Annotated in this window: 17 protein-coding genes, 1 tRNA gene and 1 other annotated feature; of the genes, 1 reads left to right on the top strand and 17 read right to left on the bottom strand. The window is 37.7% G+C overall.

All coding sequences use genetic code 11. The annotated features are described in order from the left end of the window. The 6 genes from D8791_RS07510 to gyrA all read right to left on the bottom strand — a co-directional run. The coding region (locus D8791_RS07510; protein ID WP_125447092.1) for a ubiquitin carboxyl-hydrolase at window positions 1-301 on the bottom strand (301 nt) is incomplete at its 3' end. 275 nt (window positions 302-576) lie between these two features. Beyond that, on the bottom strand, window positions 577-1,005 hold the full coding sequence (locus D8791_RS07505) for a ubiquitin carboxyl-hydrolase (protein ID WP_125447090.1): 429 nt from the start codon (window positions 1,003-1,005) through the stop codon (window positions 577-579). A gap of 286 nt (window positions 1,006-1,291) precedes the next feature. Then, window positions 1,292-1,708, bottom strand: coding sequence for a ubiquitin carboxyl-hydrolase (locus D8791_RS07500; RefSeq protein WP_125447088.1), 417 nt, complete (start codon window positions 1,706-1,708; stop codon window positions 1,292-1,294). Between the two features lie 85 nt (window positions 1,709-1,793). Beyond that, entirely contained in the window at window positions 1,794-2,210 is a 417-nt protein-coding gene (locus D8791_RS07495; protein WP_185760573.1) for a ubiquitin carboxyl-hydrolase, read from the bottom strand. Window positions 2,211-2,380: 170 nt separating this feature from the next. Next, window positions 2,381-3,127 carry a class A sortase gene (locus tag D8791_RS07490; protein WP_125447086.1) on the bottom strand — a complete coding sequence of 249 codons (747 nt, stop codon included), beginning with the start codon at window positions 3,125-3,127 and terminating at the stop codon, window positions 2,381-2,383. Between the two features lie 7 nt (window positions 3,128-3,134). Beyond that, complete coding sequence (gyrA, locus tag D8791_RS07485; protein WP_221760705.1) at window positions 3,135-5,585, bottom strand: DNA gyrase subunit A; 2,451 nt, start codon at window positions 5,583-5,585, stop codon at window positions 3,135-3,137. 206 nt (window positions 5,586-5,791) lie between these two features. On the opposite strand from gyrA, the gene D8791_RS07480 reads away from it, so the two are divergent. Further along, entirely contained in the window at window positions 5,792-6,778 is a 987-nt protein-coding gene (locus tag D8791_RS07480; RefSeq protein ID WP_005591942.1) for an L-lactate dehydrogenase, read from the top strand. Window positions 6,779-6,819: 41 nt separating this feature from the next. Here D8791_RS07480 and D8791_RS07475 read toward each other — a convergent pair whose 3' ends face one another. From D8791_RS07475 to D8791_RS07420, 11 genes are all read right to left on the bottom strand, one after another. Further along, window positions 6,820-7,236 (bottom strand): NUDIX hydrolase, encoded by a 417-nt coding sequence (locus tag D8791_RS07475; protein ID WP_125447081.1) that lies wholly within the window; start codon window positions 7,234-7,236, stop codon window positions 6,820-6,822. 57 nt (window positions 7,237-7,293) lie between these two features. After that, window positions 7,294-7,365, bottom strand: a tRNA-Arg gene (locus D8791_RS07470). 272 nt (window positions 7,366-7,637) lie between these two features. After that, window positions 7,638-9,602 (bottom strand): peptide ABC transporter substrate-binding protein, encoded by a 1,965-nt coding sequence (locus tag D8791_RS07460; protein WP_125447079.1) that lies wholly within the window; start codon window positions 9,600-9,602, stop codon window positions 7,638-7,640. Window positions 9,603-9,674: 72 nt separating this feature from the next. Beyond that, window positions 9,675-9,902 carry a hypothetical protein gene (locus tag D8791_RS07455; RefSeq protein ID WP_125447077.1) on the bottom strand — a complete coding sequence of 76 codons (228 nt, stop codon included), beginning with the start codon at window positions 9,900-9,902 and terminating at the stop codon, window positions 9,675-9,677. Between the two features lie 65 nt (window positions 9,903-9,967). Next, complete coding sequence (locus tag D8791_RS07450; protein ID WP_125447075.1) at window positions 9,968-10,261, bottom strand: rhodanese-like domain-containing protein; 294 nt, start codon at window positions 10,259-10,261, stop codon at window positions 9,968-9,970. Window positions 10,262-10,431: 170 nt separating this feature from the next. Beyond that, window positions 10,432-10,740 carry a rhodanese-like domain-containing protein gene (locus D8791_RS07445; RefSeq protein ID WP_125447073.1) on the bottom strand — a complete coding sequence of 103 codons (309 nt, stop codon included), beginning with the start codon at window positions 10,738-10,740 and terminating at the stop codon, window positions 10,432-10,434. 101 nt (window positions 10,741-10,841) lie between these two features. Beyond that, a complete protein-coding gene (locus D8791_RS07440) occupies window positions 10,842-12,824 on the bottom strand; it encodes an NACHT domain-containing protein (RefSeq protein ID WP_125447071.1) in 1,983 nt (660 codons plus the stop codon). 162 nt (window positions 12,825-12,986) lie between these two features. Then, window positions 12,987-13,280: a 50S ribosomal protein L27 gene (rpmA, locus tag D8791_RS07435; RefSeq protein WP_005590406.1), complete on the bottom strand. Its 294-nt coding sequence runs from the start codon at window positions 13,278-13,280 to the stop codon at window positions 12,987-12,989. 17 nt (window positions 13,281-13,297) lie between these two features. Then, window positions 13,298-13,642: a ribosomal-processing cysteine protease Prp gene (locus D8791_RS07430; protein ID WP_005590407.1), complete on the bottom strand. Its 345-nt coding sequence runs from the start codon at window positions 13,640-13,642 to the stop codon at window positions 13,298-13,300. 15 nt (window positions 13,643-13,657) lie between these two features. Next, window positions 13,658-13,972, bottom strand: a complete 315-nt coding sequence (rplU, locus tag D8791_RS07425) for a 50S ribosomal protein L21 (RefSeq protein WP_005591928.1) — start codon at window positions 13,970-13,972, stop codon at window positions 13,658-13,660. A 35-nt stretch (window positions 13,973-14,007) separates the two neighbouring features. Continuing rightward, window positions 14,008-14,095: a sequence feature (ribosomal protein L21 leader region), on the bottom strand. 105 nt (window positions 14,096-14,200) lie between these two features. Next, window positions 14,201-14,800, bottom strand: coding sequence for a hypothetical protein (locus D8791_RS07420; RefSeq protein ID WP_125447069.1), 600 nt, complete (start codon window positions 14,798-14,800; stop codon window positions 14,201-14,203). Window positions 14,801-14,830 lie beyond the last annotated feature (30 nt).

Below are 14,830 nucleotides of genomic sequence, written 5' to 3'. Positions count from 1 at the left end.
CATATGTGTCCTGCAGACTAGAATCCACAAGGAGTTTATCGTTAATTTTCATATATGCCACATCAGAAGTTCCAAAACCACCCTTTACTATACTTATAAATTCTATTTTTTTAATATCTTCAAAATTATTGACCAAGAATAAAGCAAGAGCCTCTTCTTCTTTACGAAGTTTCTTTTTTTCCTCGGTCGTCAATGTAACCATCTCCTTCTGTCCTGTTTTTTTCTGCCGACTACAGGCACCGAGTGTTCCCGACCCTAGAAATCCAATAAATACTATCAAAAGTAACTTAAAGTATTTCATAAATATTCCCTTCTTTTATAGAACATACAATCTTCAACTATACTAACATAGTTATATTATAGCAAAATGATTATAAACCAAGCAGGCGTTTACATCATTTACAATCCCTCTAATATCAATAAAACTAAATCTTATCTACCATCATAGAATAACTCAAAATTTTCGAACGTGACCATCAATCAATTCTCCAACTGATTATTGTTTCTCTGATTGATCTAGTGTATCAAGCCCATAAACATAGGTCGTAATTGTATCATAATCTGCATCCATTATATTCATTTATTTTCTCCATAATATACAACATATAAATGAGCCTCTGATAATTTTGTAAATTTAGAAGGAACTTCCTTACGTTTTAGTTCCTCTGAGCTATTATGATAGACCAAGCCATAATGCTGTATATCGTAACTATCTTTTAAGTCTGTTGAAACTTCTATTTTATTGTTTACCGAGAAATAAATGAATCTAGGTCTACCAAGTCCGCCTTTTGAAATACTTACAAACTCTATTTTATGAACATCCTCAAAATTATTGACCAAAAATAAAGCAAGAGCCTCTTCTTGTTTTCTGATTATTTTTTTCTCTTCTTCTATCAATGTAACTTTCTCTTTCTGTCCTGTTTTTTTCTGCTGACTACAGGCACTAAGTGTTCCTATCCCTAGAAATCCAATAAAGACTATCAAAAGTAACTTAGATATTTTCATAAATATTCCTTTCCTTTATAGAGTTCAAAATTTTCAACCATACTAATCTGGCTATAATGTAGCCAAAAAATCATAAATAAAGCGAGTAGTTATATAATATGCAAAACTTTTCAAGATAGATCGAACTAAATCTTACATACTATCATAGAATGATTCGGGATTTCGATAGTTTATATCAGTTGGATCTCCAATTTGTATCTACTGTTCACTTTTATATTCTTCTGGATAAAATTTATACACATTACGTGCTAATTCTTTATAATCTTTTTCAGTAATTTTCGACATATTATGTACCTAAATTATATATTACTTCAATTCCTTCAAGAGTCTCAAAATCAGTCGGTTTTTCCTTTTTCATTAAAGTCTTCTCACCTTTTTTATAGGCTAAACTATAACCATTATCATAATTGTCATCTAAAAACGAACTAATACTAATATTATCATTCACTTTTAGAAAAACACTTCTAGACTGGGCAAATTCTTTTCTAGAGACATCTGTGAACTCAATTTTATTAATCCCTTCATAGTTATTCACTAAAAACAAAGCTAGATTTTTTTCTTGTTTTTGAACTTCTTTTTTCTCTTCTTCTGTCAATGTAACTTTCTCTTTCTGTCCTGTTTTTTTCTGCTGACTACAGGCACTGAGTGTTCCTATCCCTAGAAATCCAATAAAGACTATCAAAAGTAACTTAGATATTTTCATAAATACTCCTTTCTTTATGCAGCGTCATCAATAACTTGAAATTAACGATTTCATACCTCAATTATATTATCTTTCTATAATCAATTTACTTTTCCTCATAATATATCACTTCAATCCCATCAAGACTGGTTAATTCCGTAGAATTTTTCTTTTTTATTAAATGAAAATCACTCGGATCATAATCAACGGAATATCTTTCACTACCATCGTTAAATATAATTGGTTTTATGTAACTATCATCATTGACAATAACACTTATTGAATCTGCTATCCCAAATCCTCCCCTGTGAAATTTATCAAACTTAATTTTTTTCACATCTTCGTAATGATTCACCAAATACAAAGCTATTTTCTCTTCTTCTTTATGAAGTCTCTTTTTATCTTCTGCTGTCATTATGAAATCAAACTTCTTTTCTGCTGTTTTGGACTGGCTACAGGCAGTGATATTTCCTAAACATATAAATGTTATAAAAAATATTAAAAGTGATTTATATATTTTCATGATAATTTCCTTTCTTGACTAAAAGAGTACCATACTAACATAAGTATAGCACAATCTAATAAAGAAGGCATATTCTTTGAAAGCGTTCTAGTATCTGTTCGTATATTATTTTAGTTTTATCAATCAAAAAACGAAGCAACAAGAGTTACTTCGTTTTGACAATATTTGCATTATAGCTGCATTTGATTATAAGATCGACTGAAAGCATCTAAAATATCTTTTGGTGCCTTGTCATAGTCAATCGTACTTTCAAGCGTACCTTTAACAATAGTTCGACCGGTTGCTGCTGCATCCTCACATGTGACTAAAGTGATCTCAGCAACCCCCTCCGTATCATTGATGACATCCACGCGCTCTGGTGCGACACTTTCTATACTAGAAATCGTATAGGTATAGATTTTTTCCTTATCCGTGATATAGATTTTCATCCCTATTTTGGCACGATCTAGCGGTGAAAAGAGCATGTCACTAGCTCCAGTAATTCCAAAGACGTGGTGGCTGGCTAAGGCGTAATTCCCTTGTCCCATATGTTGATCTTCTTTCATAGTGCCAGCACCATAGTAGAGTCCAACATTATCCAAGCCCTTGAAAATTGGCAGATTCATCGACACTTCAGGAATCGAAATACCACCGATAACTGGTAGTTTTTGAGCCTGCCACTGAGCATTGATGACCGCTTCTGTCGAAAGAGATTGGACTTCACTAAACTCAAAACTCGACTCGACTGCCTTATTTTGCTTGATTTCTTCTTTGGAAACTTTGCTAACCTGGTATTGGTTTGTGTGCCAAACCATGATCATATTTCGGATAGAGGAGTTAAAAATCAGAGCTAGGGCAACTAGAAATAAAAGGAAAACTGCACAGTTAATGATGAAATTTCTGAGCTTGAATTTCTTCTTAGATTTCTTCACATTCATCCTCCTCTTATTCTACTTCTTCCTCATCATCTTTTGCGTCAGGCGCAACCGTTGTAAAGGTGACAATCTGGGCATTTTGATCCAGACGCATAACCTTAACTCCCATGGTTGAACGACCTGTCTGAGAAATATTTGCCACACTTGTCCGAATGATGACGCCTGTATTAGTGATAATCATCAAATCTTCCTCGCCAGTAACAGTCATCAAACCAGCGAGAGGTCCATTCTTATCAGTGATATTGGCTGTTTTAATCCCTTTACCACCACGGCCCTTGGTTGGATACTCACTAGCAAGAGTTCGCTTACCATAGCCTTTTTCAGTAATGACAAGCACTTCATCGCACTCAGTAATCACACCTGCTCCAACGACCTGGTCGCCGTCCCGAAGATTAACTCCACGAACACCAGTCGCACTACGGCTCATGCTTCGGACAGCTGTCTCATTGAAACGGACCGAATAACCAAACTTAGTACCAATGATAACGTCTGCAGCACCGTCCGTCAGAAAGACATTGATAAGCTCGTCTTCATCTTTCAAATTCAGGGCCTTGAGACCGTTCTGACGGATATTAGCAAATTCTGTCACGCTGGTTCGTTTAACCACACCTAGACGGGTCGTAAAGAAGAGATAGGAATGATCGCTACTGTCTTGCTGGACATTAATAATGGTCTGAATGGTCTCTCCTTCATCCAGTTTCAAGAGATTGACCACTGGCAAGCCCTTAGCTGTACGGCCATACTCAGGGATTTCATAGCCTTTGAGACGATAAACTCGGCCTTTGTTAGTAAAGAAGAGCAGTCTATCGTGAGTGCTCGTTGAAACCAGCTCTTTGACGAAGTCATCATCTTTGACACCAGTTCCTTGAACACCGCGTCCACCACGTTTCTGAGCAGTGAATTCTGCCTGATTTAGACGTTTGATATAGCCTTTATTAGACAGGGTAATCAAAACATCCGCTTCTTCAATCAAATCTTCATCTTCAAGAGAAAGAACTTCTCCCACCATCAGCTCAGTTCGGCGGTCATCCGCAAATTTACGTTTGACCTCATCTAACTCTTCTTTGATAATAGCGATAACACGCTCTGGCTTAGCCAAGATATCAGCCAAGTCTGCAATCAAGGCAATCAGTTCGTCGTACTCTGACTGAATCTTATCACGTTCCAAACCAGTCAGACGACGCAGACGCATATCAAGGATAGCCTGACTCTGGCGCTCAGACAGCTCAAACTTAGCCATCAATTCAGCTTGGGCTTCTGCGTCCGTCTCGCTATTACGGATGATGCGAATCACTTCATCAATATGATCCAGCGCAATCAGCAAACCAGCTAAGATGTGTGCTCGAGCTTCCGCCTTTTCTTTATCGAAGGCTGTCCGTCGAGTCACCACTTCCTTTTGGTGTTCAATGTAGGCCAACAAGATCTCACGAAGAGATAAAATCTTCGGTACACCATTTTGAATGGCCAGCATATTGAAGCTGAAATTGGTCTGCATCTGAGTCAACTTGAAAAGGTTATTTAGAATGACATGAGCAGAAGCATCACGACGAACCTCAATGACAAAACGAACTCCTTCACGGTTGGATTCGTCGCGAACAGCTGTGATACCGTCAATGCGTTTTTCCTGCACCAGGCGAACAATATGCTCATGAACCTTAGTCTTATTAACCATGTAAGGAAACTCGGTTACGACAATTCGCTCACGGCCGTTTTTCGTTTCTTCAATTTCAGTACGAGAACGAAGAACAATCGAACCCTTACCAGTTTCATAAGCCCGGTGAATACCAGACTTACCCATAACCAGTGCTCCTGTCGGAAAATCTGGTCCAGGCAGGACTTCCATGATGTCACGAGTCGTTGCTTCTGGATTATCCATAACCAGCTTAACTGCATCAATAGACTCACCAAGATTATGCGGTGGGATATTAGTCGCCATCCCAACCGCAATCCCTGTCGCTCCATTTACAAGCAAGTTAGGGAAGCGCGCAGGAAGAACCATAGGCTCTCTCTCGCTGGCATCATAGTTGTCAATATAATCAACAGTTTTTTTGTTAATATCACGAAGCATCTCCAGAGCAATCTTGCTCATACGTGCTTCTGTGTAACGCTGGGCTGCGGCCCCGTCTCCGTCCATCGAACCGAAGTTTCCATGGCCATCTACCAGCATGTAGCGATAGCTCCACCATTGAGCCATCCGCACCATCGCTTCATAAATAGAGGAGTCACCATGCGGGTGATACTTACCCATGACATCCCCTGTGATACGAGCTGATTTCTTGTGAGGCTTATCAGGCGTAACGCCTAGCTCATTCATGCCATAAAGAATCCGGCGATGAACCGGCTTAAGACCATCGCGAACATCTGGAAGAGCCCGAGCCACGATAACACTCATTGCATAATCGATGAAACTGGTCTTCATTTCGCTGGTCAAATTGACATCTACTAAGTTTCTATCTTGCATTAAAAAATGCCTCATTTCAATATTAAATCACTATCTCATTATACCACATTTTAGCTATATTTTCAGTATTTAAAACCGAATATAAAAACGTTTACATAGCCTTTTAGGGGTCAAAATACCACGGTGAGCCGTGACAAACTGTATCAAAAGTGGTAGAATGTAATTGTATGGGGAAAACCCCAAAAATAATAAGGAGATGTTTAGAAATGACTGCTACTAAACAACATAAAAAAGTCATCCTTGTTGGTGACGGTGCCGTAGGTTCATCTTACGCTTTCGCGCTTGTTAACCAAGGAATTGCACAAGAGCTTGGAATTATCGAAATTCCACAATTACACGAAAAAGCTGTAGGTGATGCGCTTGACCTTAGCCACGCCCTTGCCTTCACTTCACCTAAAAAGATCTACGCAGCTCAATACTCTGACTGTGCAGACGCTGACCTTGTTGTTATCACTGCGGGTGCGCCTCAAAAACCAGGTGAAACTCGTCTTGACCTCGTTGGTAAGAACCTTGCCATCAACAAATCAATCGTAACACAAGTTGTTGAATCAGGTTTCGATGGTATCTTCCTTGTTGCTGCTAACCCAGTTGACGTTTTGACTTATTCAACTTGGAAATTCTCAGGCTTCCCTAAAGAACGCGTTATCGGTTCAGGTACTTCACTTGACTCAGCTCGTTTCCGTCAAGCTCTTGCTGAAAAATTGGATGTTGACGCTCGTTCAGTTCACGCCTACATCATGGGTGAGCACGGTGATTCAGAATTCGCCGTTTGGTCACATGCTAACATCGCAGGGGTAAACCTTGAAGAATTCCTTAAAGATACTCAAAATGTTCAAGAGTCTGAATTGATCGAATTGTTCGAAGGCGTTCGTGATGCCGCTTACACAATCATCAACAAGAAAGGTGCTACATACTACGGTATCGCTGTAGCCCTTGCTCGTATCACAAAAGCTATCCTTGACGATGAAAATGCTGTACTTCCACTTTCAGTCTTCCAAGAAGGCCAATACGGTGTGAAAGATGTCTTCATTGGTCAACCAGCAGTTGTTGGTGCTCACGGTATCGTTCGTCCAGTAAATATCCCATTGAACGATGCAGAAACTCAAAAGATGCAAGCATCTGCCAAAGAATTGCAAGCAATTATTGATGAAGCATGGAAGAATCCAGAATTCCAAGAAGCATCTAAAAACTAATCAGAAAAACATCTCCTGATAAAAGGGGATGTTTTTTTGTTTTATGTGGATCTGTCAGCAAAAATATCAAGCAAATAAGGAACAATCATCTCTCCCTCTAAGTCCTCCAAAGAAGAAAGCCAAATAAAGTCTGTATGCTCTTCCGGATCCAATAGGATATCGCGCTGATCTATAATCCTAGCCCCATAAACCAAGCGTGTAAAAACAGTATTTTTACTTGTGTCAAACTGACTATCTTCATGAATAATCTTATCAATTCGAATCTTTTGATTAACCTCTTCCATAGCCTCGCGTAGAGCTGCTTCTCTGGGTAGTTCGTTCTCTTCTACGCTTCCGCCAGGAATATCCCAATAGCATGGATAAACATTAGGAAGGCCGCGCTTTATTTTTGAGCGTTTGATAAGTAAATACTGCCCATTCTTCTCAATCAAGGTATGGGCGATTAACTTCACCACCATAGTTGTCTCCTCTCTTAGAAAACAAAAAAGGACTCTCTCGAGTCCAAGCTTCAGTCATCCACCCTGAGAGAATCGAACTCCCATCTCAAGAACCGGAATCTTACGTGATATCCATTACACTAAGGGTGGTAACTTATTCATTATAACCAATTTTTCACAAAAAGACAAGCCTAAATCGCTCCTTTTACAAAATTTCTAATCTATGTCAAATCAAAAGAGAGGGGGACAGAAATCGATAATTCGTTAGAATTCGATTTCGTCGTCCCACCTCCGCACAGTTGAGTAGGGCTGTAAAAGCTGATGAAATCAGCGTAGTAGAGCCCACTCAGCCACTGCGTCTTGCTCGACAATCCAAAGACAATTGAGAGGCTAGGACTTTTGTCCCAGCCTCTTTATATATTTTATTTCTTTTCAATATGATCTGCTAATTCTTCTTGGGCTTTTTTGTTAGATTCTAAGGTTTTTTCTTGCCATTTCTTCTTAGCTTCTTCATATTCTTTGGTCGTTACAATCTCACTTCTGAGCTTCGTATATTTAAAGTTGAAGCCAGATCCCTTGATTCCAACGAGTGAATAGGCACGACTGAAAGGTTTGGACTTACTTACAGAAGGACTACCGCCTCCTGAAATGGTCGGCATGATAATCCCACTATCAAGCAACCAAGCTTGTGCATCCGCATATTTTTCATAGCGAACTTTCACATCTGTTGTTTCAGCATTTGCTTCTTCCAACATCTTAGTATAAGTGTCCAAGCCCAGCTCTTTCATCTTGTCCATATCTTGGCCTGGCTCAAAACCAAAGTTTTGCAAGCTAGCACCATTATTTACATTTAGAGTATCTAAATAGGTAGATGGATCCTGATAGTCAGCTGACCAGCCTCCTGTATAGAAGTCATAGTCTTTTTGAGCTGCAGTATTTGCAAAATAGGTGATGTTGTTCAAATCATCCACACTAATCTTCTGCAGGTCAATCACTACATTTTCTGCACCCAAGGTTGATTCAATTGATTGTTTTACTGAACTTGCCCATTGGATACTCACCTTGTCGGCCTGGTCTACAGGAAGGTCTAAATGAATTGGGAATTGAACTCCCTTAGCTTCCAAAGCTTCCTTAGCTTTGGCAAATCTTGCTTCGGCTTTTTCTGGATTATAATAAGCATCTTGAGCATCTGTCAGATCAATATTTGCCCATTCTGTACCATAATTCACTAATTTAGAAGCAACAACTTGCCCAAAAGTTTGATCGCCAATTTGAACAAATGTTGGTGGAACAAGCGTATTTCTCAACTGCTTGGTAGCTCCATCTTTACCGTTACTTTGCGCACCATAAGAAGTCCGGTCAAGGGCAAAATTGACGGCCTGACGGAAGTCCTTATTTAAAACAGCCTCTTTTGTTGCATTCTTTTGATCATCACTTGTTTTGGAAGTGTGATTGTATGATTGACGGTTGAAGTTGAAATTAAAGTAATATGAGGTCGCATCCTGTGGGCTATAAAGGATATTGTCCGCATATTTCTTCTTAACTGCCGCAAATCCTGAAGTATTCGGATAGAGGCGGGCACCACTATATGCACCATCACTGAAGTTGCGAATTAGAGATTCTTGGTCTGATCCATCATAGTAGGTTAATTTAACATGTTCTAGACTGACCTTGTCTTTATCGTAATAATTTGGATTTTTAACAAATTCCATAGAAGACTTAGAGGTCAAGGATTTCAAAAGGAAAGGACCGTTGTAAAGAATACTTGATGGATCAACAGAACCAAAATCTTTTCCTTTAGATTTCAAAAATTCTTCATTGACAGGGAACAAGATATTATTCGTCGTTTTAGAGTTCCAATAAGGCTCTGGGCGTGTCAGCGTGTATTGAACCGTATAATCATCCACTGCCTTTACTCCGACTTTGGAGAAGTCTTTTTCATCACCTTTGACATAGGCATCCAAGCCGCTAATCGAGTCCTGAATCAGGTAAAGGGCTTCAGACTTCTGGTCAGCCACATATTTAAGTCCAGTCACAAAGTCTTGAGCTTTCACACTTGCAACTTCTTCACCATCAACATTGAACCACTTAGCATCCTTACGAAGCTTATATGTGTAAGTCAGGCCGTCTTGAGAAACTGTCCATGATTCTGCAAGAGAAGGAACTAGATTTCCATATTCATCATTTTCCAAAAGACCATCTACAAGGTTTGTAATAACGTCTGATGTAGTTGCACGGTTCGTGGTCAGGTAGTTCAAGCTATCCGGATCGCTGGCATAAACATAAGAATATGTGGTTGTGCTGGATGAAGATTTGCCACAAGCTGACAAGAATACTCCTGCACTGAGTACCACTCCAGTAGCTAAAAGCATTTTTGATACTTTCATAAATACACCTCCAAAAATTGAGAGAAGTCTAAGAATAAGAGAATCTGAAACAAAGATAGGCCCTTATTTTGTTTAATATTCTCTTAGTTCAATTTCTATGTTATATTTTATAACATAAGCTATTATACCAGAATTTTGATAAAAAGTAAATAGAGGAATCAGAGAGTGATTATGGGCGTTTCCTAAAAGTATCTTCAAACCAATCAAATCAACAATGCTTTTTACTGAGAATTTAGCAGATTGTTTAGAAAATCCATCAGATAATCTGCTAAAACTAGAGGAAAGAATTGGGAAGGCCATTCTCTTTCTCGTAAATCGAAAATAAGAAAAAGGATTCTAGTAAAGAGACGAATCCTTTTGTTCTTTTATTCTGTTTCTCCTAGCCAAGCGTTCATGCCACCTGATACGTTGGTCACATCGAAGCCCTGCATGGCAAGAAATTGGCAAGCAGTCGCTGAACGCGCACCTCCTTGGCAAATGACATAGTATTTGTAGTCAGGATCCAGCTTTTTATAGCCAGTTTCCAACTCACTAAGCGGAAGATTTCCAGCATTTGGGATATGACCCGCTTGAAATTCATGTCTTTCGCGCACATCTACGATGGCCAATTTTTCAGATTGATACTGCTTTTCTAAGTCAGCTGCTGATATCGTTTTCATTTTTCTACTCCTTCTGGTTTTAATAATTATGTACAAGGTATTCTAATATAAACCCTGACAGAAAGAATCCATATAGCTGAAGCTAATTTCACTTTGTTTCTAGACCGTCACTCTTACCATTTTCTTTAAAGTAAATTGCCAGCTAGGAGGCAAGATTAACTTAATAGATTCTACTTGAATGTTTCCCCTGTCCAAGCGCTCATACCACCGCGGACATTGACAACATCATAGCCCTTTTTCTTCAGCTTTTTCGCTGCCATCTTACTCCGCATGCCTGAGTGACAAATAACGTAAATCGTCTCCTCATTAGCAGGTGAAAACTGACCTATTTGACTTAAAGGAACATTCTTCGCCTCTTTGATATGTCCTCTACGAAATTCAGCCGGCATCCGTACATCAATTAGTTGGATATTAGACTTCAACCGCTTCTCCAATTCATTCGTCGAAATACTGTCTATTCTTGTAAAAAAATGAAACATATATTCTCCTTTTTATCCCTGTAGCCTATATTAAAACATTAAGAATAGAAAATGTCAAGGAAACGATTTCAAAACTAAATAAATCAGCAGATATTGCCGATTTATTTTTTAAAATTCAAAATTGGGATTTTTCTTTTGTCTGCTTCTTTTTCGGTTCTTGTCTTTGTTACCCAGTCTTCAATGAAATTTAAACATTCATAAGCACTACTTTTTTTGAAGACTTCATACCATGCAGCGTCTTTACGAATCGTACTATAGTCAATAGAGAAATTAATCAAGTCTAGCTTATACTTTTCCATAAGTTCCATTGCTTCACTTGTTAGTTTTACGTTTTGGAGTTCATTATAAATTTTAACATGCAGTTGAAAATACTCTTGATCCGTTAAATTATCATGATATTTGGAAAATATAAAAAATATCTTTTTTTCTTTAATTTTGGGAAATTTTACAGGCAAAGGCAGTTTTTTATCTTGCTCTACTAAATAAACTTTTTCAGCAAATTCCATTAAATAATATAAAAAATAAGAACCCAAATCATCGAAACTAATATCTCCCTCACCTTTAGAAGACAGGCTCACATCGTATAAATTTGTATCCAATTCACCAAAGTCTCTTCCTTCATTTCTACGTTTTAATTCTTCTAAAATTGGCAGGAAGATATTGTAGTTTAACTTTTTCTTATTAAATTCTTTATCCAATTCATCATAATATTCTAAAGTAGTCAAAATCAAACGTTCATTCATATTTTCAGCAAGAAAAGCAGTTTTAAAAAATTGTTCTTGGCTTTCATCATACAACTCATATAAGTAGTTTGCCGCGTAAAATTCTTGGAAAATATTATGGACAAAATAGTAAGATCGTCCCTCTTTATGTATGATACATAGACGGGTTATCAAATCAGCAAGCAAATCTTCTGCTCTTGTTGAAGACGAATCTTCATGATTTAATACCCTATCTAGCAAAGAAAGAATTTCACTTTCTGTAAACTCTAATTTCTCTCCATTATTTTCAAAGTAAGTGAGAAAACAAAGATAAGAAATAACTCGCAACATAGTAGACTCAGATAAGTCGGTTTTAAATTGTCTTTTCATAGCAACTAATTTTGAATGATCATGTTCTTTATAGAGCAGTCGATAAGAATTTTTGATAAAAGTAGCTTTCTCAGCCGGAAAATTTGCATTTCTTTGAAACATTTGTAACATCAAGAAAAGCAATATAGGATTTTCTGCAAATGATTGATATTCATCATATAACTGTTCTTCCAAACTCTTGATAAATCGTTCAAACACCTCTTCTCTTAGCTCTGATTCAGGCAATCTACTGATGCGCTTTATTAATGCTATTGCTTCGTCTTTACTTAAGCCATTCGTTTGATATGGATGAAATAAAGAGGTATTATTTATATGATTAAAAAGTAATTTCCGGCTAGTCACAAGGATTGGATTATTAGAATATCTAGTGGCTAATTCTTCTATCTCAGTCGCGGCTTGATCCATATTATTTGAAGCTACTTCATCAAAAGCATCCAAAAGAAAAATAAAACGCCCTTTTTTTGCCATATATTCAAAATACTTAAACTCTAAATCAAACCCTAATACTTTAGCTTCTTCATATATAAAATTTAAAAATTCCCTTCTTTTCTTCGAATCAAAATTATATTTCCTCAATTCAATATAAATGGGAATTCTTTGATTATTATTACTCGTAGCTTTTTCAATCTCCTTAAGAAAAAAGTACTTCAGCATGGTTGATTTACCAATGCCACCATATCCATAAATCCAAGCATTATCCGATTCTTGTAAAATATTATCTAAATCAGCAGTATAGCATCTCACATGACTTATTTCTGATTTTAAATAAGTGGGCTGGAAAATAGAAAGCAAATCGATATTATTTGTACCGCTTAACACAAACGGAATATTCTTCACTCTCTTAAATGAACCCTCAAAATAGGAAGTAAAACTTTTATTAAATCCAGTTTCAAATTTTTCCCAATTATCTACACCAAAGTCCACCAATTCATCTTTTAATTGAATCAACGTATTATTTAACAAAGCTGAAATAGCTAAACCCAGAAATCCCATATTGCCCTCCTTAGAATATCCTTATAACAACTCTATTATACAAAAAAAACATTGCATGTAGCAACAATTTCTTTTAAAATGATTTCACAAAAGGAAACGATTTCATTTTTTCCCAAAAACAAAAATCCCAATCTTGAGACAGGGATTTTTATCAATAATGAATTATTTCGCAATTGGGTAAACTGATACTTGTTTCTTATCGCGACCTTTACGTTCAAAGCGTACTACACCTTCAACTTTTGCGAACAATGTATCATCTCCACCGCGGCCAACGTTAACACCTGGGTAGATGTGTGTACCGCGTTGACGGTAAAGGATAGATCCTCCAGTTACAGTTTGTCCGTCAGCTGCTTTAGCTCCAAGACGTTTTGCTTGTGAATCACGTCCGTTTGACGTTGAACCTCCACCTTTTTTGTGGGCGAAAAGTTGCAAGCTTGCAAGATTCATTTTTAACATAGTGTTTTTCCTCCGTGTTAGTTTTCTGTGATAACTCTGGTTTGGACGAACTCAGAAGAGTTCTCCGATAAGTTTGCCATTCCCAAGAAAAATGATTCAAAGAAAAGCTGAGTCATTTCTCTCTGATGCGGCGGAATATCCATAGGGATCTCTACTCGTAAATATCCGCCTTCTTCTTCGTTTAATTCTAGGATTGGTTCGTAGCCTGCAAATTTTTCAATTGAATTGATGAAATTTATGGCAAGCGTAGAAACCGATGCACACACGACATCAAAGCCGTATTCGCCACTTCCGGCGTGTCCAGTAATTTCCGCACTCCTCAGCTCGCCATCTTCGGCTTTCTCAAAGACTGCCTGTATCATGTGTTCTCCTGTAAATTAAGCGTTGATTGCGTTGATGACAACTTTAGTGTAAGGTTGACGGTGACCTTGTTTGCGGTGGCTACCTTTTTTAGGTTTGTACTTGAAAGTAACGACTTTCTTTTGTTTTCCTTGTTTTTCAACAGTTCCAACTACAGTAGCTCCAGAAACAAGTGGAGTTCCGACAACAGTTTTATCACCACCAACAAGAACAACTTCGTTAAAAGTCACTTCTTGACCAGCTTCAACATCCAATTTTTCAACGTAGATAGCTTGACCAACTTCAACTTTAACTTGTTTTCCGCCAGTTTTAATGATTGCGTATGTGCTCATTATGCACCTCCTATGATTTTTTGGGGTTTCCCCGTATTTTTGTGAAGACTCGCCTAGCATCGTGGGACGAACCACTTTATACTCACTATGTGAGCAACGATGTTCGAGCGGTTGCACAGGCCGTGCATAGTCAACATTCTTAGTATAGCACTTCTACTAACCTTTTGCAAGTAATTTCATTTAATGAAAACGGATTTTCAACTAAATATCCTCATTCTGTACTTCCATTTATTTAAAATATACAATCTGCCCTTCTTGATTGACATAAACCTCAATAGCTATCGGAGTCTTTAAATGTTTTTTAGCTGATCTGGCAAGACTTTTATTACTATCTGAAACATTGACCTTTCGCTCTTTCCCATCAACCGTAATAGTGAAGGTAATTCGAGAATAGGTAGACTTACTTCCTCCGGTCTCAGTATCAACACCAGTCACTAAAGCCGTTTTTAGCTCGGTTATCTGATTAGTAAAATAATGATAGCGCCAAATACCATTGGTAATTCGATAGCCTTCATAAGCAGGAAAGATAAAAAGCATAAGAAGAACGCCAATTATTGTGACAAAAATAGCTCTGCCCGTACTTTTTTGACTTTGACGTATGGTATTCCATTTATTTCTCATGGCCTTCTTGACAGAGCCAGCTTCCTTAATACTTAAATGAAATCCCCAAAATAAGAGAGCATACAAGCTCAGGAAAATCTGAAAATGAACTAAGAGACCAAGTAAATAAGTCCAACTGGGCATTCCAAACAGCAAAGCATTATCTTGTCCATCTTTCCAAGACAATGCTCCCATGAGACCACTCAAAAAGGAATCCCATTCGTTCATGAATACCCCCTTTTATCTTTAGCATCAATG

This window comes from Streptococcus cristatus (assembly GCF_003943515.1).
Taxonomy (GTDB): domain Bacteria; phylum Bacillota; class Bacilli; order Lactobacillales; family Streptococcaceae; genus Streptococcus; species Streptococcus cristatus_D.
The sequence above is the reverse complement of the archived record's forward strand: the minus strand, read 5'-3'. Positions and strand labels throughout refer to the sequence as shown.